Here is an 18697-nt window from a genome sequence, read left to right as displayed (position 1 = left end):
AAACGCCCACATGATGTGGGCTTTTCTTTTTAGTTATCAGAAGACGTTGCGTTTTCTGCATTTTCTTCGATTTTGTCTTTATTCTTTTGCTGAGTATCTTCTTTGTCCTGCTTCGATTTCAGCTCAAAATATTTATCCAATACCTCTCTGCCGATTTCGTTTGTAATAGTATATTTAGCGCTGTAATCAACATAAGCCCAAGGAACTACAACAGAGATAGCGATCTCAGGATTATCTGCCGGCGCATAAGCGACAAGTGTCGTATTATAAGCCGCAGTTCCTGTTTTTGATTTATCTGGCCCGTCATAGAATGATTGCGCTGTCCCTGTTTTAGCCGCTGGTTGATAAGACGCTGAAGCAAGTTGGCTGGCAGCTGTCCCCTTCGTCGCCACTCGTCTAAATCCGGCTTGAACTTCTTTGATATACTCACTTTTCATGTCGACTTTATTCAGCACTTCCGGCTGAACGGATTGCACGACAGCACCGATTCCTTTTTCAGGATCAGAATCCCTGACTTCTTTCACAAGCTGAGGCTTCAAGCGGTAGCCTCCGTTTGCAATCGTTGATACATATTGTGCCAGTTCCAGCGGTGTATACGTATCGTACTGGCCGATCGCATAGTCAAGCAAGAATCCCGTCAATCTGCTTGTTCCTTTATAGCCTGTCATTTCATTCGGAAGATCAATTCCCGTTTTTACACCCAATCCAAATTGGCTGAAGTAATTCCGGAATGTATCAAAGGCCGTTGTATCAATCGGTAAAGCTTGATGCGGTTTATATTCACCTTTTCCGATTGCGATCGCAGTTTTAAACATAAATACGTTGGAAGACTGCTCTAAGGCTCTTTGAATATTAACAGGTCCTAAAGTTGTCCACGATTTTTTACCGTTTTTATCCTGGCTACCAATATACAATGGTTCATCCTGAAAAACTGTATTCAGGTTGATGGCGCCGGTTTGCAAGCCTGTCAGAACGGTTGCACCTTTGACAGCCGATCCCATGGCATAAGATGACGTCATATTTCCTAACGCGTAATCATCAACTTTATATTTTCCATTTTCTTGTTTAATCTGCTTCCCTGCCATTGTCAGTACTTCACCGTTTCTTGGGTCCATCATGACAACAAATGCCCGGTCTAACAATTCAGTGCTTGGTCTTGCTTTAGCAGATTTGAGATTCTTCTCAATAATTTTTTCCACTGATTTTTGCAAATCAATATCAATCGTAAGCACGAGATCTTTACCGGCTTTCCCTTCAGAAACGGTTTTCGTTCCCGTGACATTGCCGTTGGAATCTGTGATATTTTCCACCTTTGCTTTTTGCCCCTGCAGAAGGCTTTCATATTGGTATTCCAGATAACTTTTTCCGACCCTGTCATTTCGGCTGTAGCCAAGCGACAGATAATGCTCGAGCAAGTTGGACGGCAATCCTTCATCAGAGCTGGAAACACTTCCGAGCACTGAGCGAAGAAGGTTTTTATACGGATATTCACGTTCCCAATCGGACGTGACATCAACACCCGGCAGTTCGTCTAAATGTTCACTTACGACTGCCATTTCCTTCGCAGATACATCTTCATTTTTGATATATTGAGGGGTCAATGCATATCCTGAATCCATCTGTCTTTTGATGGCAAGGATCTGCATGTCTTTATCCGTCAGTTCATTCAGCTGCTTATCAGTAATTCGTTTTAGCTGGAGCTGATATAAATCGTCATCGGATAATGTTTTGTCTTCAACCTGCTTTCTTTCTTTAGCGGTAATCAACTTTTTGGCTTCTTTCGGCCTAGTTAAAATCCAATAATCCTTTTTATCCCGTTCTGTTACTTTTTTTGTATCAACTTTAATCATATCAGACAGCTTTTTTGCGATCTTTAAACGCTGGTCTTGCGTGGTCGATTTAGATCTGGTGTATGTGATTGCATTTAAAGCCTTATTTGTCACGATGGCATTAAAGTTTCGATCATAGATTTTTCCGCGCGGCACCGCCGAGCTGACTTCACTTTGTTCCTGCTGATTGGCTTGGTTTTTGTAATCATCGCCTTGTACGATCTGCTTGATGCCTAATTCCACAATGATCCAGGTGAATATGACAAAGGCAGCCAAGAATAAAATATTCAGCCGGATCGGAAGCGACTTCTTTTTCTCTTTATGATTTTGCTTTTTTGGTTTATTTCTCCTCATAACATCACCTTTTTCTATTTACAGAAAGAAAAGACACTCAAGTAAGAGTGCCAGTTTTCATTCTAAAGGTTTTTTCGACTTTTTTCTACAGATAACCCCTTTTTGACAAAAAATTATCTTTCGCCTTTTAAAAGATTCGGTTCAGTTACCCGTTTTTGGCCGTCTTCTTCCATGGTTTCATTTTCCTCTTCTTTCTCCTTAAAACGGATATCCTTGACAAAGTAATAAATCAGCGGATGTCCTATGCCCAATATAGCGAGTGACAAAGGAATTCCCACATCCTCTTTCAGAAGGGCCACAATCAAGAGAAAGCATAAAATGGAGACAATCCTGCCGGCGTTTAAAAACAATTCCCTCAGCACGATATATTCAATTCTTGCTTTTCTGGCATGCCGCGCCCGGCCTATCACATCATATGTAAGTGATACATATGGCACGAGCAAAAGAGGATAGCCGATAGCAATAAAAACGCCGTACGTCAATAATGTCGTAAAGCTCATATGAAACAGAATCAAAAACAGCGCGCCATACAGAATAAGGCCGCCCAACAAGATTGATTTTTTTCTGGCCTTTTTCTTAATCAGCCTGGATGCAAAGTAGTAGGCAAAGAAGGAAACAGCTGAGTTGACAAGGCCGAATGTGCCGAGGGCCAGTTCGCTGTTTGTCTCAATAAATACAAATACACTGATTAAGAAGACAAAAATCCCTTCTCTCAAGCCTTGAAAAAAATGCGCATTCGTAATTCTCCGCCAATTCATATTGCTATGGCGCTCTCCAAATACCTTGCTCAGCATAAAACGGCCCTTTGATTCTCTCCGTTTTAAAAAAAAGCTCATCACGACAGCCAAGGCAAATAAACTGAGGGAGAGACTGAAAATTACTGTGTAACCCGTATTATTTTCAAGCCTTGAGATAACAAATCCCGCTACAATCGGACCGATCATCCCTGCAGAGGAAGACAGAATGCCCATAAATCCGTTGAAAAAGTCTCGCGTCTCCGGCTCTGTTATTTCAAAGGTCAGCACGTTAAACGCTAGCCAATAAAAGCCATAGCCCACTCCGAGCACCGCGCCGATCAGCACGAGTCGGCTGGCCGCCGTTTCTCCTGCTAAAAGTACACTTAAATAAAAAGCAGCTAAAAAAATGACGCCGAACCTTAAAATGAACACCCTGTCTATTTTTTTGGCTAACCGTCCAGCCAAATAAAAGGTTAACGGCTGCATTGTCACAATGGATAAATTATATACCGCTAAATCAATAAATTTCCCTGACTGCTTCCAAAGGTACACATTAACAAATGTATTGGACAATGCAATTCCCAGCGAATAAAGCCCACCAATGGTCAGCAGAAAGAGTAACCCTTTGTTTACGTCTACATCGCCAATTACTTTTTTTAGTTTGCTCATTACTGACTCCCCTTTACTATCCCTTAGTCTGTCTCACTCAAACCGAGATATGTAAAAAGAAGACAGAAAAAAACAAGGCCCCCCTATTGAGGACCTTGCTTGTGTCATTATTTTGCTTCGCTGTATAGACGAGCCACTTCGTCCCAGTTCACAACTTTCCAGAAAGCTGAAATGTAATCAGGACGGCGGTTTTGGTAGTTAAGGTAGTAAGCATGCTCCCAAACGTCAAGTCCTAAGATAGGCGTTTTGCCTTCAGAAAGCGGAGAATCTTGGTTTGGTGTGCTTGTGATTTCAAGTTTACCGTTGTTCACAACAAGCCATGCCCAGCCAGAACCGAAGCGTCCAGCTGCTGCAGCTGCGAATTGCTCTTTGAATTTGTCAAAGCTTCCAAATACACTGTTGATCTCTTCAGCAAGCGCGCCAGTCGGCTCGCCTCCGCCGTTTGGAGATAAAAGTGTCCAGAACAATTTGTGGTTCGCGTGTCCGCCGCCATTGTTGCGGACTGCAGTGCGGATGTTTTCAGGAACAGAATTAAGATCTGCAACAAGCTCTTCAACTGATTTGTTTGCAAGAGCCGTGTTTCCTTCAACCGCTTTGTTTAAATTTGTAACGTATGTGTTGTGGTGTTTCGTATGGTGAATAGTCATAGTTTCCTTATCAATATGCGGTTCTAAAGCATCGTACGCATAAGGTAATTCTGGAAGTTCGTAAGCCATGATAAATTCCTCCTTAATATATATGTACTGAAATGCCGCTTCACAGCGAGCCTTTCTTCATTCAATGTAACAAAAGAACGCTGTGTAATCAATGAAAATGCTCACATTTTGGCTCATTTCAGCGGACATATTTCACTTTAACCGATAATCCGCCCCATTAAACCTGCCGCCCGCAATTCTTATAGGACCGTCCATAAAAAATATCCGATCATCAAAAGCTGTATGATGCCCTTTGCAATCACCCCTGTTAAAAAGCCGATGAGTGAGCCGAGACCAATTTTAAACGCTGACTTTAAGTCCTTTTGATGAACGATAAGTTCTGCACAAACAGCCCCGATAAACGGCCCTAATATGATCCCCGCAACCGGAATGACGAAAGGCCCGATTAATAAACCGATCGTGCTTCCCCATATGGCGGCTTTGCTTCCGCCAAACCTTTTTACTCCAAGCAGATTAGACACGTAATCCGCGGCGAATAATACTGCGGCAAAAACAGCTTCAACGAGCCAGAACATATATGAATACGGACTGAACGAAAACAAAAATCCGTACAACACAAAGCCGGCAACGATAAATACTACGCTCGGAATAACGGGATACACCAGCCCTATAAAAGCGATGATAAATACCGCCGCAATCACCAGCCAATACAACATATCCATAAAATCCATCCTCCCTTTTTACATCTATCTTCTTCATGTCTTCCTTGTATTCACACGCAGGCAACGATACAATAAGCAACATATATTAGTATAGCTAGGAAGTGAAGATAGTGAATGTATTTCAGCTTTTCATCAAAAGTACATACTCTCCCCGTGATATTGCAAAAACAAGATTTCAAGGAATCGGAAAAGCGATTCTTTATGTATTTTTGCTCTCTGTCCTTTTTGCAATTCCTACCGCTTATTATGTAAGCTCAGGGACCGTCAAATCAATGAACGGCTTTAAAACTGTTTTACACAAAGATTTCCCTGATTTCAAAATTTCAAACGGCAAACTTCAAACCGATGAAAAAAAAGCCACGGAATCACAGGCAAATGGCTTCGTTATCGTGTTTGATCCGACAGACGCCTACGGCACTAAACAAATCGAAGCAAAGCAAAACGCGATCGGCATCCTTCAGGACAAATTTGTTTTGGCCATTGACGGACAAGCCCAAGAAATGCCTTACTCAATGATGCCGTCAGATTTAACAAAAAAAGATGTGATTGCGGGTTTAAACCAAAATAAAACGATGATCACAACTGTTCTTTCATTTCTCATTTTTCTCGTAACAGCCGCAGGAAAATTTATTGAAGTATCATTCTTAGCGCTTATCGGGGTAATCATTAAGAATGCACAGAAAAAGCATCTGTCCTACCATCAGCTTTGGAAGCTTTCTGCCTATTCGATCACCCTTTCGACTGTGTTCTTTACGATCATGCGGGCATTAGAAGCAACAGTTCCAAGTGAATTTTTACTGAACTGGTTCGTCAACTTTGTCATCCTGTTTCTTGTTTTGAAAGAGATCCCGTCCAAAAAAGCTGCTGCATAATCTGAGACTGCCTTCGCAGTCTCTTTTCTTTTGTCATGAATCGAAATGGACAAGCATACTATAGTATAAAATTTCGTATGCGGGAGGAAAAGCGATGAAGCGTCTCACTTTTGTATGCAGCATTGTTTTTATTCTTTTTATTCTTTTTTATGATCTTAAAATTGGAACGATCCCCATCCAGGACCTCCCTGTCTATGAAGCATCAGCAAAAACGGCTGTACAGGAACCTGCGTATAAAACGGTGAAGGTAAAGCCGGGTGACACCGTTATGTCAATTGTTGGACCAGCAGGTTCTCCTGACGACATTGTAAAGGATTTTGAAGCACTGAATCCGAATGTGAAAGCCAACGCCATTCAATCGGGAACAACGTACAAATTCCCGGTCTACCCTTAATTAACGTTAATTTCTTGTCAGTTCGGCGAAGACACTGTTACAATGTAATTTGTAAAATAAATTCACATAAACCATACTAGAATTGTTATATCTAGAAGCGGCAACTACAATTAAGGAGCGATTGCAAGTGAGTGAAATCACACATCGTACAAAAACGCGTCCCGTCAAAGTGGGACCTTTAACAATAGGCGGCAACAATGAAGTTGTCATCCAAAGCATGACAACAACAAAAACACATGATGTAGAAGCAACGGTTGCGGAAATTAACCGTCTGGCTGAAGCCGGATGCCAAATCGTCCGGGTAGCATGTCCTGATGAACGGGCGGCAAATGCCATTGCGGATATTAAAAAACGCATTTCCATTCCGCTCGTTGTTGACATACATTTCGATTATAAACTTGCGTTAAAAGCCATTGAAGGCGGCGCAGATAAAATCCGAATTAACCCAGGCAACATCGGCCGCCGTGAAAAAGTCGAAGCGGTCGTTAAAGCAGCGAAAGAAAAAGGGATTCCGATCAGAATCGGAGTAAACGCTGGTTCCCTTGAAAAACGGATTTTAGAAAAATACGGTTATCCGACAGCCGACGGAATGGTAGAGAGCGCACTTCATCACATTAAAATTCTTGAAGATCTTGATTTTCACGATATTATTGTCAGCATGAAGGCATCTGACGTCAACCTTGCGATCGAGGCTTATGAAAAAGCAGCGAAAGCATTTGACTACCCTCTGCATCTTGGGATCACTGAGTCAGGAACACTGTTTGCCGGCACAGTAAAGAGCGCAGCAGGACTCGGCGCGATTTTAAGCAAGGGCATCGGGAACACCATGCGTATTTCATTAAGTGCAGATCCTGTGGAAGAAGTAAAAGTAGCAAGGGAGCTTCTGAAATCTTTCGGCTTAGCCTCCAATGCTGCCACACTCATCTCATGTCCGACTTGCGGCCGTATTGAGATTGATTTGATCAGCATCGCCAATGAAGTGGAAGAATACATTTCTAAGGTGAAAGCGCCGATTAAAGTCGCTGTTCTCGGCTGTGCAGTAAACGGACCTGGTGAAGCGAGAGAAGCTGATATCGGAATCGCCGGAGCACGTGGTGAAGGACTGTTGTTCCGGAAAGGGAAAATTGTCCGTAAGGTTCCAGAGGAAACAATGGTAGAGGAACTCAAGAAAGAAATCGACATTCTTGCTGAGGAACACTACGCAAAGCTTGAAGCTGAAAAAGCAAAACTAAAAGAAGAAACACAAAAAGCTTGACGGGAACCCGTCAAGCTTTTTTGTGTTAGAAAAATGGAATAATAAATATTCCAAGCACTAATGAGACGACACCGATACCCATCGCCCAAGCTCCTAGGCCTTGGGCACCTCTTCTTCTTGCGATATAGCCGACAATAATACCGGCAGCTCCCAATAAAACAGGCAGTACAAACAATGAAATAATGGACAAGGCTAATGCAATATAGCCTATTCCCCGCCCTTCATTGACATTGCCGTCGCTGCGGTCATTGTCTCGGTCATTGCTGCGGTCAGTAGCACGGTAAGGCTCTGCGATTTCAGCAGCCGTTTCCTCAAAAAAACCATCGTTGTCGCGGGTAATATTTGATCCTTCAGAACCATGATCTACATAGTAGCTGTTGTTATCACGTTTTTCGTAATCGTTTGCCACCTTCAATTCCCCCTTCTGTTTTTATTAAAGGAGCTTTTATAGTTTGATCTATTTTGCCTGATTCATGTTTGCTAAACTTTTCTGTTAATGTCAATTGTTTATGTTACACTTGAAGGGATGAAACTGAAGGAGTGTGGGCATGTTACGCTTAGGAATAGATATTGACGGCACAATCACGGCTCAGGATACATTCGTCCCTTATTTGAACCGCTCGTTTAATCTTTCCATTTCATTAAACGATATGACGGATTATGATTTGACAAAGCTGTTAAACATTACGCAGGAAGAATTTTGGGATTGGATGAATCAAAATGAAGCCATCATATATAAGGAAGCATTGCTTGCGCAGCATGCAAAACAGTCACTTGACCTCCTCAAAGAGGAGCACAAGCTTATTTATATTACAGCGAGACGGACTCATTTAACTGATATTACCTATGAATGGTTTGACAGACAAAATATTCATTACGACCACATCGAACTTGTTGGCGGTCATCATAAAGTTGAGGCAGTCAAAAAATATAACATTGACTTGTTTTTTGAGGATCATCACGGAAACGCAATGATGATTGCGAAAGAAGCCGATATACCGGTGATTTTATTCAATTCCCCTTATAATCAGCTTCCGATTGATTCAAACATCATCAGAGTCAGCAACTGGCTTGAAGCCGTTCAGTGGATTAACAAAAATAAACATCATATCATACGTGTCAATAACTGAAAAAGGAGCCCAAACCGGGGCTCCTTTTTCTCATATAAGCAATTACGCAGTAGTGTTTTCTTGGTTTTCCGCTGTACAATCAGGGCATGTGCCGTAAATCTCAAATTTATGTCCGCTGATCTGATAGCCATCCAAATCATCACAAAGCTTGTCCATCGGGCATGATTCAATTTCTTTTGTTTTGCCGCAGGCAAGACAAATAAAGTGATGGTGATGATGGGTAAATGAACACTTAAATCGGAAGAGTTTTTCACCGGATAGCTCAGTTGTTTCCAAAATACCAAGTTCTTCATATAAAGAAAGGTTTCTGTAGATTGTATCAAAGCTTAAGCCGGGATAATCATCATTTAATGCAGACAGTACGTTTTTAGCGGTAAGATACCTGTCTGAATCAGCAAAAAGCTGCAGCATATCCTCACGTTTATTTGTATATTTATATCCGTTTTCTTTCAGTAGGTTCAGCGCTTCTTGTACGTTCATGAAGGGTCCCCCTTTTCGCTTTGCTTAAGAACGTATCACATGTATGAAAAAGAAAATGGCAGCTGTCTGACCAGCAAGCCATTTTCTTTACTGCAGATAAAATTATACCCATAAAATGAATAAAAGTAAATGAAAGCCTAGTGGATTGCGTTTTTGAATTTTCCGCCTCTCGTTTCATGCGTATTCATAATCGTAATGAATGCATTTTGATCGACTTCAAACACGATCGATTTTAGCTTAGTCACTTCCAGCCTTGTGACAACCGCGTAAATCACGTCCTTTTCTTCGTCCGTATATCCGCCTTTCCCCTTCAGCTTGGTTGTTCCGCGACCGAGACGGTGCAAAATCGCGTCGGAAATCTCATCATACTGATCAGACACAATAATGACAGCTTTTGTTTCATCAAGCCCCTGGATTACGGCATCAATGGTTTTCATCGCAATATAATAAGTCATGAAAGAGTACATCGCTTGCTCAGGACCGAACACAAAACCAGCCCAAATGAAAATGAATACATTGATGAGCATGACGAACTCACCAACTGAAAATGGCAGCTTTTTCGTCAGCAAAATACCGAGAATTTCTGTACCATCCATTGAACCTCCGTTTCGAATAACGAGCCCGACGCCAAAGCCGAGCAAAAGACCTCCGAACACAGTGGCCAAAATAGGCTGAGTTGTAATGGCTTCTACATGGTGAAGCGAGGATTCAATAACGGCAAGCCCGACAATTCCAATCATCGTAGAGACAAGGAAGGTCTTACCGATATATTTATATCCGAAGATCATAAAAGGAATATTTAAAATGACAACGAATAAAGCGAAATTCAAAAAGGGGTTTGACATAAAGAGGTGGTCTAAAATAAGTGATACACCGATAATCCCACCATCAATAAAATCGTTGGGGATTAAAAATAATTCAATACTTACAGCCGCAGATGCAGCTCCTGCCAGAATCATGAAGACCCTGAAAATAAAATGGGAAAATGTTTCTCTCTTATGTTGTTTTGTTGGGGTCATAAAATCTCCTTTCCTGCAATAACTATTTTAAATACATTATAAATCTATTTTACCATTAAACACTGACACATTTTACTGATTTGCCCATACATTAAGTCTGGAGGTGGAATGGTCGATGATTTTATTTCAAAGAATTATTTTGCAGCGGCTTAATCAGGCTACTGCTGACGATTTGCTGAAGTACTCAAAACAATACGGAATCAGCCTAACAAGACCGCAGGCCGTTGAAGTAGCAAACCTGCTGTACGGGAAAAATGTGAACATCTTTAATGAGAGTGAACGAATGCGGCTGCTGAAACAAGTAGAGGCAATTACATCGAAAGACACAGCCCAAACCGTTAATGAACTATTCAAACAATTTACAAGCTGAAAAAAAGGGGGATAAGTCCCCCTTTTTTTATTGCTGTAAAATCTTTTCAAGCAATGTGTCATCAAATTGTTTTTCTTTCAGCATTTCAATCTCAAAACGGTATGGCGGTTTTTTATTCTTTTTATCTTCACCGACATACGGCGTTTCAAGGATTTTCGGAATGTCTTTTAACTGCTCATGGTGAACAACATACTGCAGTGCGTCAAATCCGATTTCACCAAAGCCGATGTTTTCATGGCGGTCTTTTCTTGCGCCTTTGACATTTTTGCTGTCATTAATATGAAGCACTTTAATACGGTCAATACCGACGATTTTATCAAACTCAGTCAACACTCCATCAAAGTCTTCGACAATGTTATATCCGGCATCATGTGTATGACACGTGTCAAAGCATACTGACAGATGCTCATTGTGTGTAACACCATCGATAATCTGCGCAAGCTCCTCAAAGCTTCTGCCGCATTCAGATCCTTTTCCTGCCATTGTTTCTAATGCAATCTGGACATTTTGATTTGGATCAATCACTTCATTTAAGCCTTCAATAATTTTCTTGATGCCTGCTTCAGCTCCCGCTCCTACGTGAGCGCCTGGGTGAAGGACAATTTGCTTCGCTCCGATGGCAGCTGTCCGTTCAATTTCAGAACGAAGAAAATCGACACCAAGCTCAAAAGTGGACGGATTTGTCGTGTTGCCAATATTAATAATATAAGGCGCGTGTACGATAATCTCGTCAATACCGTTTTCTTGCATGTGTGCCCGGCCAGCTTCTATATTCAAGTCTTCAATTTTCTTTCGGCGCGTATTTTGCGGTGCGCCTGTATAGATCATAAACGTATTCGCCCCATAAGAAACTGCCTCCTGGCTTGCTGCCAGAAGCATATGTTTTCCGCTCATAGAGACGTGTGAGCCTATTCTCAACAACAGGTTCCCCTACTTTCTTTTTTTAGATTGGTTTCTTCTCTGTTTTTTCTTGATTTTCTCCATCTCGTAGCTCATTTTCTTTTTATATCCAGGCTTAACCTTCTTCGGCTTTTTCACGAGACGATGCGCAATTTCATCCGCTTCGTTCGACGTTTTTTTACGCTTTTTGCGGCGCTGGCGGTCATCGCCTTTTTTCCACTCGCCCTTTTCAAGCTCCAAGTAATCAAATTCAATGCCCATTTTCTCAAGTCTGACTAATGAATCCTCATCAGAAAGCTCATAAATGGTCATCGCTTGTCCTGATGAGCCGGCGCGAGCCGTTCTGCCCACACGGTGAACATAAAAATCGAGATCATCCGGCAGCTCATAGTTGATAACATGGCTGACACCTTTAATATCAATGCCTCTTGCGGCAAGGTCAGTCGCAATGACATAAGTGAATTCCAAATCATTGATCTGCTTCATGACTTTTTTCCGCTCACGAGGCGTTAACCCGCCGTGCAGCAGCCCGATTTTCATGCCTTTTCCAGTCAGATATTGAGCGATATGGTCAGCCGTGTTTTTCGTATTGGCAAACACAATGCCCAGGTATGGATTCAGATGAGACATGATGTCAAAAAGGAGCTTGTCCTTGTCACGATGTTTCGAAGGAATGAGGATATGCTCGATCTTCGCAGCAGTCACCTGTTTTGGCTCTACGTGGGCGTATTTCGGATTTTCCATATATTTTTTCAAAAATGGTTTCAGCTTTTCCGGAATGGTCGCTGAGAACACAAGCATTTGCAGATCCTCAGGCATGCGTGAACCGATGTAATCTACATCTGCAAGGAATCCCATATCCAGCATTAAATCCGCTTCATCAATGACGAGAGATTCCGCTTTATAAACACTTAGCGCCTGTTCTTTGATTAAATCGGCAATACGTCCTGGCGTACCGACGACAAGATGCGGCTGTGTTTTCAATTTATCAATCGATTTTTGTTTATCTGTGCCTCCGATAAAACATTTCGAGCGAATCTGACTGCCTTCTTCACCTTGTGTGATTTTAAGTGCTTCCTGATGAATCTGGTTGGCAAGCTCTCTTGTCGGAGCCGTGATGACAACCTGAACGACATCCTTAGCAGGATCGATTTTGTTTAATAAAGGCAGTAAATAAGCGTGAGTCTTTCCGGTTCCCGTCTGAGACTGGCCGATGACGCTTTCTTTTTTTAACACTGCAGGAATCAGCCTTTTCTGAATATCAGTCGGTTCATAAAAACCAAGGCGGTGCACTGCATCTATAATAAACGGTTTCAATTCATAAAGTTCAAATTTAGTTTCTTTCATTTTTCCCAGCTCCTTAAAGCGGCACATTATGTGTCCATCATCACATTATACCCGATTTTGCTTAAAAACACCACGTTTGGAAGGCGTTTGTTTTATTCAGTTATGTAAAGCAAATACCGCAGCCCATGCATATTCTAATAGCAGAGAGAGCTGAAAGGAGGTACAAGTATGTTTTCACCACAGCAGCCGATGAGAAATTATCCGCAGCCCGGACCGCCCCGCCCCATGCCAAATCAGCGAATGATGGGCAGAAGACCGCCTAATTTGCAAAGACCTTCATTTGGACCGCAGCAGCAAGGTTTTCAGCAATCCGGACAATTTCTTCCTCAGGCAAATGCCGGAGCGAGAAATGGTGCGGGCGGAGGCTTAAAAGGAATGCTGTCAAAGTTCTTACCCGGAGGAGGAGGCGCTGGCGGCGCCGGAGTTCCAGGAGCAGGCACAGCAGCGAGCGGAGGAGCAGGTCTGCAAGGCATTCAAAATATCGCCAATCCTGCATCTTTATCCAGCATGCTTGGGAATGTGCAAAAAGTGCTTGGCATGGCGCAGCAAGTCACCCCCATGATCCAGCAGTACGGCCCATTAGTCCGCAATCTGCCAGCAATGATAAAGCTGTACAGCCAGTTAAGTAAAAGTGATGATACAGAGAGCAATGAGGAAAATGATAAGCAAACAGAGTCAGAAGAAACCTCGGAAACCGAGAACGAAGCTGAAGCAAAAACATCAGATGGGAACAAAAAATCAAAACCAAAAAGTTCTTCTCCACCGAAGAAATCAAAAACATCTGACAGTAAAGAACAAGAATCAAAAACATCTGCCCCGAAGAAAAAAGAAGCTGTCTCTCCTGCTTCGAAAAGAACATCAGGCAGATCAAAGCCGAGATTATATATTTAACATTCTTTGATATCTGAAGTGAGATTGGCTATAATGAGATCAGAAGAATGCAAGAATAGAGCCGTTTGATTACGGCTTTTTATATTGCCTTTACTCACTTCAGTATTGGAGGACTACCGAAATGGACGTAATTAAAATTTCACCGCGCGGCTATTGCTATGGCGTGGTTGATGCTATGGTCATTGCCAAGAACGCGTCACTTGATAAAAGCTTACCAAGACCCATCTATATACTCGGGATGATTGTTCATAATAAACACGTTACTGATGCGTTTGAAGAGGAAGGAATCTTTACTTTGGACGGCGCTAATCGTCTGGACATCCTGAAGCAGGTTGACAAGGGAACTGTCATTTTCACTGCGCACGGCGTTTCTCCCGAAGTCAGAAAAATCGCTGAAGAAAAAGGATTAGTCGCAATTGATGCCACATGTCCGGACGTGACGAAAACTCACGATTTAATTCTAGAGATGAAAGAAAAAGGATATCACGTGATCTATATCGGCAAAAAAGGTCATCCGGAGCCAGAAGGAGCCGTTGGCGTAGCGCCTGAGATCGTTCACTTAGTTGAAACGGAAGAAGATGTGAAAAACCTTGATATCCAAGCAGAGAAATTAATTGTAACCAATCAAACAACGATGTCTCAATGGGATGTTTACGACATCATGGAGCTTGTAAAAGAGAAATATCCGCATGTCGAATACCACCAAGAGATTTGCCTGGCTACTCAGGTACGGCAGGAAGCTGTATCAGAACAGGCGAAAAAAGCGGACTTAACGATCGTTGTCGGTGACCCTAAAAGCAACAATTCAAATAGGCTTGCTCAAGTGTCAGAGGAAATAGCCGGCACAAAAGCATACCGAATCGGCGACCTAAGCGAATTAAAGCTCGAATGGCTTAAAGGCGTGAATACTGTTGCCGTTACTGCGGGGGCTTCAACACCAACGCCGATCACAAAAGAAGTCATTCGCTTTTTGGAGCAGTATGATCATGAAGATCCATCAACTTGGACAATTGAACACAATGTACCGCTCAAAAAAATACTCCCGAAAGTAAAAGCAAAAAACTGAGGCTGTTAAAGCCTCAGTTTTTTTATAGAAATGTAAATGGATTTGTATCTGTCTCAGAAATAAAGATATTTACGTCCAGCTTTTTATCTTTGCACATTGCCGTCAGTTTTCTCGTGACGCCTTTTTTCATGATTTTTTCCGCATAATGGCCCGGATCAACAACATTCAGGCCAAGCATCATCGCATCGTGGGCCACATGGAAGTATAAATCTCCTGTGACGTAAACATCGGCGCCCTTCCGTTTCGCATGATGAATATACTTGTTTCCATCTCCGCCAAGAACAGCTACCTTCTTCACTATGCTGTCAGCCTCACCCACCATTCTAACGCCATTTACTTCAAGCTTGTCTTTCACAAATAAAGCGAATTCCTTGAGCGTCATCTCATTTTTAAGTGTTCCGACACGGCCGAGCCCTTTTTCGGCAGGAGACTGCTCAACAGGATAAATGTCATAAGCGACTTCTTCATATGGATGGCTTTTTATCATTGCTCTTATAACAGCTTTTTCGATGCTTTTAGAAAACACAGTCTCAAGCCTTACTTCATGAACAAGCTCAAGCTCTCCCACTTCACCAATAAAAGGCTTGGCGCCGTCTAATGGCTTAAAGCTGCCGATTCCTTCAGAAGAAAACGCGCAATGGCTGTATTCGCCGATATGGCCGGCTCCTGCATTTCCGAGCGCCGCTCTGACCTGCTCTTCATATTCCTTCGGCACATATACGGCCAGCTTTTTCAGAGGATCAGTATAAGTAGGCGCCAGCACTTCCGTCTCACTTAGCTCTAATGCTTCAGCAAGCAAATCATTCACGCCGCCGTCCGCAACGTCTAAATTTGTATGAGCTGCATAAACTGCGATATCATGCTTCAAACACTTTTCAATTAACCTTCCGGCAGGCTGATCTGTTGAAATATGCTTTAGCGGCCTGAAAATAGGCGGATGGTGTGCAATGATCAAATCAACCTCTTTTTCAATCGCTTCATCGATAACGCTCTCCAACACATCAAGTGTAACCATCACATTTTTAATCGGTTTGTTTAAGGTGCCGATTTGCAGTCCGATTTTATCGCCTTCGACCGCATAGGCTTTCGGGGAAAATTGTTCAAACAGCTGAATGATCTGCTGCCCATTTACTGTTTTAGCCATGATCGATAACCTCCTTTAGCAGCTCCATTCGATCGGCGAGCTCCTTTAATTTTTGTTTATTTTGCTCTGTAGTTGCAGCTCGGCTGATCTGTTCATAAATGCTTTGTGTGTGCTCAAGCTCTTGTGTCCATTTTTTCAAAAAGACAGCATTCTTTTCTTTTGCCAAGAAAGGGCCGACGAGCATTCCGGCTGATAAAGAAATACCGGCATAAGCCGCATCTCTGTCTCCCGCTTCGGCGACAAGCACCTCATAGCACTTTCCGTCCTCTTCAAGGATCACCTCGTCTATCAACGCATATCCTTCTTTATAAAGCCACTCTCTGATATGAACAGCATGAATATTCGGCTGTAAAATAAGCCGTTCCTTTCCCGTTAATTTGTCTTTACCCGCTTCTAAAATGTGAGCGATCAAAGATCCGCCCATCCCGGCAATCGTAATGGCACCGGCTTCACCTTTTTTAATGACTTCCAGGCCGTCTCCCTGCCTTACAGAAATGTGCGAGCTTAAGCCTGATTTTTCAACCTGCCGCTTGGCAGACAAAAATGGGCCGTCTGTTATTTCTCCGGCAATTGCTTTGCTTGCTTTATGATTCAGCACGGCATAACAAGGAAGGTAAGCGTGGTCAGACCCGATATCGGCCATCACCGCTCCATTCGGTATGTACTCAGCTACTGTTTGCAATCGTTTAGATAATTTTAATTCGTTCACTTGTCATCACAACTTTTCTCAATCATTTTTTCCTTTTCTATCATATAAAAAATCAGCTAGGAATCCAAGCTGAGCGAATGATTTTAAGATTATTTCTTTTGATGCGGCTCTACTAAGCGGCAGACAAAAATAAAAGGCTGTCGAGAACATCTCGGCGGCCTGAGAACGTATAAGGAGAAAGATAGATCTTTTATTTAATTTTTGATACCCATTCTGCCATATCATCCAGCTTATCGGCCGGAACAAGACCGGAAGGCATTCCATTACCGCCTTTTTCGATCTTTGTTTTAATTTCAGCGACATCTTTCTTATCCCCTACACCTTTTAAGCTAGGACCCGAAACACCTTCATAATTTTCACCGTGGCACGCGATACAGTTTGCCTTGTATATATCCTCCGGTGAAGCGTTTGCATCATCTTTTTCAGCAGATTTGCTTTCTCCGCCGCTTGCAATCTCCCGAGAGTCATCAAGCCCCTTTACTGATAAAAAGAAAGTCAGACCAATACCTAAAACAGCGATCAGTAAAAATGGAATAAGCGGATTCCATTTCATTTCCCTTCCCCCTTTTTGATCCTTCCCCCTATGTAAACACTTCTAATTCTAACTTATTTTTACAAAAAGTAAATGGATTGATATACAAAAGTTTTTTATTCACACTTTATACAAAATTGAATAGAAACATGCTTATTTCTCTGATATCCTTTTTATTCTATTGTATAATGTATTGTATACGCTTACAATAGAAAATATGGATTCAGTTTTGAAATTTTTCGCCACAATGTTCATTTGCAAATGACATCATTTTTCAGTAAAATAAAGACATATTATCCATATATCTTTTTGAAAAAAAGAAGAACGGATCTGCAAGACCCGTTCCATCTTATTCGAGGAAATCTTTCAAACGTTTACTTCTGCTAGGATGTCTTAGTTTCCGCAACGCTTTAGCTTCGATTTGTCGAATACGCTCTCTCGTTACTCCAAATACCTTGCCGACCTCTTCTAATGTTCTTGTACGGCCGTCATCAAGACCGAATCGAAGACGCAATACATTTTCTTCACGATCAGTTAACGTATCAAGCACATCTTCCAGCTGCTCTTTCAATAGCTCATATGCGGCGTGGTCTGAAGGTGAAGTTGCTTCTTGGTCTTCAATGAAATCACCAAGATGCGAGTCATCCTCTTCACCAATCGGTGTTTCCAGCGATACCGGCTCTTGTGCAATCTTTAAGATTTCGCGTACTTTTTCAGGTGTTAAATCCATATCTTCCGCAATTTCTTCAGGTGTTGGTTCTCTGCCTAAATCTTGCAGTAATTGACGCTGCACACGGATTAATTTATTAATGGTTTCAACCATATGAACGGGAATCCGGATCGTTCTCGCCTGATCGGCAATGGCGCGAGTAATCGCCTGTCTGATCCACCACGTAGCATACGTACTGAATTTATAACCTTTGCGGTAATCAAATTTTTCAACGGCTTTCATCAGACCCATGTTGCCTTCCTGAATCAGGTCAAGGAACAGCATTCCGCGTCCGACATACCGTTTTGCGATACTGACAACAAGCCGCAGGTTCGCTTCAGCCAATCTGCGTTTAGATTCTTCGTCACCTTCTTCAATCTTCTGAGCGTAGGCGATTTCTTCTTTTGCAGAAAGAAGGTTAACCCGGCCGATTTCCTTTAGATACATACGAACTGGGTCATTGATTTTGACACCAGGCGGTACACTTAGGTCATTAAGGTCAAATTCTTCTTCGGCTTTGGCAAGCTGCTGAATATTAGGATCTTCTGTTTCTTCATTCTCACTAATTAATTCAACACCTTGTTCACCTAAAAATTCATAATACTCATCCATTTGGTCTGATTCAATTTCAAAGCTGGACATACGCTCGGCAATTTCTTCATATGTCAAAACGCCACGTTTTTTACCAGACTCTGTTAATTGCTCTTTTACTTGGTCGAATGTTAATTCTGTCTCGTGGGTTTGTTTATCAGCCATTATGGATCCCTCCTTCCAAAGCTTGCAACGAATTCTATAAGCGGTATGATTCTTATTCGGTCCATTCAGGCGTTTTCTATGTGAACTGCCTTTAACAATGTGCGAATAATGAAATGACAATTCATGATGAGGTCAAGCGATCTATTTGCTCCTCCG

At 42.2% G+C, this 18697-nt stretch carries 20 protein-coding genes; 7 read left to right on the top strand and 13 right to left on the bottom strand.

The window, feature by feature from the left end:
• Positions 1-29: 29 nt before the first annotated feature.
• The 4 genes from pbpA to CVV77_RS00385 all read right to left on the bottom strand — a co-directional run bounded on the left by pbpA (position 30) and on the right by CVV77_RS00385 (position 4967).
• Complete coding sequence (gene pbpA / locus CVV77_RS00400) at positions 30-2183, bottom strand: penicillin-binding protein 2A (protein ID WP_100274384.1); 2154 nt, start codon at positions 2181-2183, stop codon at positions 30-32.
• Positions 2184-2296: 113 nt separating this feature from the next.
• Positions 2297-3589, bottom strand: a complete 1293-nt coding sequence (locus tag CVV77_RS00395; protein ID WP_100274383.1) for an MFS transporter — start codon at positions 3587-3589, stop codon at positions 2297-2299.
• Between the two features lie 107 nt (positions 3590-3696).
• A complete protein-coding gene (sodA, locus tag CVV77_RS00390; RefSeq protein WP_003237019.1) occupies positions 3697-4305 on the bottom strand; it encodes a superoxide dismutase SodA in 609 nt (202 codons plus the stop codon).
• A 179-nt stretch (positions 4306-4484) separates the two neighbouring features.
• Positions 4485-4967, bottom strand: coding sequence for a DUF456 domain-containing protein (locus CVV77_RS00385; RefSeq protein WP_003237020.1), 483 nt, complete (start codon positions 4965-4967; stop codon positions 4485-4487).
• 110 nt (positions 4968-5077) lie between these two features.
• On the opposite strand from CVV77_RS00385, the gene CVV77_RS00380 reads away from it, so the two are divergent.
• The 3 genes from CVV77_RS00380 to ispG all read left to right on the top strand — a co-directional run bounded on the left by CVV77_RS00380 (position 5078) and on the right by ispG (position 7488).
• On the top strand, positions 5078-5839 hold the full coding sequence (locus CVV77_RS00380; RefSeq protein WP_019258910.1) for a DUF1189 domain-containing protein: 762 nt from the start codon (positions 5078-5080) through the stop codon (positions 5837-5839).
• Positions 5840-5933: 94 nt separating this feature from the next.
• Positions 5934-6233, top strand: a complete 300-nt coding sequence (locus tag CVV77_RS00375; RefSeq protein WP_100274382.1) for a LysM peptidoglycan-binding domain-containing protein — start codon at positions 5934-5936, stop codon at positions 6231-6233.
• A gap of 121 nt (positions 6234-6354) precedes the next feature.
• On the top strand, positions 6355-7488 hold the full coding sequence (gene ispG, locus CVV77_RS00370; protein WP_080010835.1) for a flavodoxin-dependent (E)-4-hydroxy-3-methylbut-2-enyl-diphosphate synthase: 1134 nt from the start codon (positions 6355-6357) through the stop codon (positions 7486-7488).
• A gap of 25 nt (positions 7489-7513) precedes the next feature.
• On the opposite strand, the gene CVV77_RS00365 is transcribed toward ispG, so the two are convergent.
• Positions 7514-7903, bottom strand: coding sequence for a DUF308 domain-containing protein (locus tag CVV77_RS00365; protein WP_080010836.1), 390 nt, complete (start codon positions 7901-7903; stop codon positions 7514-7516).
• A gap of 133 nt (positions 7904-8036) precedes the next feature.
• Here CVV77_RS00365 and CVV77_RS00360 point away from each other — a divergent pair, with 133 nt between their 5' ends.
• Positions 8037-8618 (top strand): nucleotidase, encoded by a 582-nt coding sequence (locus CVV77_RS00360; RefSeq protein ID WP_019258913.1) that lies wholly within the window; start codon positions 8037-8039, stop codon positions 8616-8618.
• Positions 8619-8660: 42 nt separating this feature from the next.
• On the opposite strand, the gene zur is transcribed toward CVV77_RS00360, so the two are convergent.
• Together zur and CVV77_RS00350 are read right to left on the bottom strand one after the other, a co-directional pair.
• A complete protein-coding gene (gene zur / locus CVV77_RS00355; protein WP_003237031.1) occupies positions 8661-9098 on the bottom strand; it encodes a zinc uptake transcriptional repressor Zur in 438 nt (145 codons plus the stop codon).
• A gap of 137 nt (positions 9099-9235) precedes the next feature.
• A complete protein-coding gene (locus CVV77_RS00350; protein ID WP_003237036.1) occupies positions 9236-10117 on the bottom strand; it encodes a YitT family protein in 882 nt (293 codons plus the stop codon).
• Between the two features lie 115 nt (positions 10118-10232).
• Here CVV77_RS00350 and CVV77_RS00345 point away from each other — a divergent pair, with 115 nt between their 5' ends.
• On the top strand, positions 10233-10487 hold the full coding sequence (locus CVV77_RS00345) for a DUF2624 domain-containing protein (protein ID WP_088112423.1): 255 nt from the start codon (positions 10233-10235) through the stop codon (positions 10485-10487).
• A 27-nt stretch (positions 10488-10514) separates the two neighbouring features.
• Here CVV77_RS00345 and CVV77_RS00340 read toward each other — a convergent pair whose 3' ends face one another.
• Positions 10515-11408 carry a deoxyribonuclease IV gene (locus CVV77_RS00340; protein ID WP_019258915.1) on the bottom strand — a complete coding sequence of 298 codons (894 nt, stop codon included), beginning with the start codon at positions 11406-11408 and terminating at the stop codon, positions 10515-10517.
• 9 nt (positions 11409-11417) lie between these two features.
• The gene (gene cshB, locus CVV77_RS00335) at positions 11418-12734 is read right to left on the bottom strand and encodes a DEAD-box ATP-dependent RNA helicase CshB (protein ID WP_019258916.1); all 1317 of its coding nucleotides are present in this window, start codon (positions 12732-12734) and stop codon (positions 11418-11420) included.
• Positions 12735-12902: 168 nt separating this feature from the next.
• Here cshB and vrrA point away from each other — a divergent pair, with 168 nt between their 5' ends.
• On the top strand, positions 12903-13625 hold the full coding sequence (gene vrrA, locus CVV77_RS00330; protein WP_100274381.1) for a VrrA/YqfQ family protein: 723 nt from the start codon (positions 12903-12905) through the stop codon (positions 13623-13625).
• A gap of 121 nt (positions 13626-13746) precedes the next feature.
• Positions 13747-14691, top strand: a complete 945-nt coding sequence (locus CVV77_RS00325; protein ID WP_019258918.1) for a 4-hydroxy-3-methylbut-2-enyl diphosphate reductase — start codon at positions 13747-13749, stop codon at positions 14689-14691.
• Between the two features lie 22 nt (positions 14692-14713).
• On the opposite strand, the gene CVV77_RS00320 is transcribed toward CVV77_RS00325, so the two are convergent.
• The 4 genes from CVV77_RS00320 to rpoD form a co-directional block, all read right to left on the bottom strand.
• On the bottom strand, positions 14714-15835 hold the full coding sequence (locus CVV77_RS00320) for a Nif3-like dinuclear metal center hexameric protein (RefSeq protein ID WP_100274380.1): 1122 nt from the start codon (positions 15833-15835) through the stop codon (positions 14714-14716).
• Positions 15828-16478 carry a tRNA (adenine(22)-N(1))-methyltransferase TrmK gene (gene trmK, locus CVV77_RS00315; RefSeq protein ID WP_250622076.1) on the bottom strand — a complete coding sequence of 217 codons (651 nt, stop codon included), beginning with the start codon at positions 16476-16478 and terminating at the stop codon, positions 15828-15830. Before trmK ends, CVV77_RS00320 begins: the two co-directional genes overlap by 8 nt.
• Positions 16479-16734: 256 nt before the next feature.
• Positions 16735-17097, bottom strand: coding sequence for a cytochrome c550 (gene cccA / locus CVV77_RS00310; RefSeq protein ID WP_003237051.1), 363 nt, complete (start codon positions 17095-17097; stop codon positions 16735-16737).
• Positions 17098-17425: 328 nt separating this feature from the next.
• On the bottom strand, positions 17426-18541 hold the full coding sequence (gene rpoD, locus CVV77_RS00305; RefSeq protein ID WP_003226225.1) for an RNA polymerase sigma factor RpoD: 1116 nt from the start codon (positions 18539-18541) through the stop codon (positions 17426-17428).
• Positions 18542-18697 lie beyond the last annotated feature (156 nt).

Origin of the sequence: Bacillus sp. SN1, assembly GCF_002796895.1 — a bacterium.
GTDB lineage: Bacteria > Bacillota > Bacilli > Bacillales > Bacillaceae > Bacillus > Bacillus inaquosorum.
Note: the sequence above shows the minus strand (reverse complement) of the source record. Positions and strands in the feature narration are given on the sequence as shown.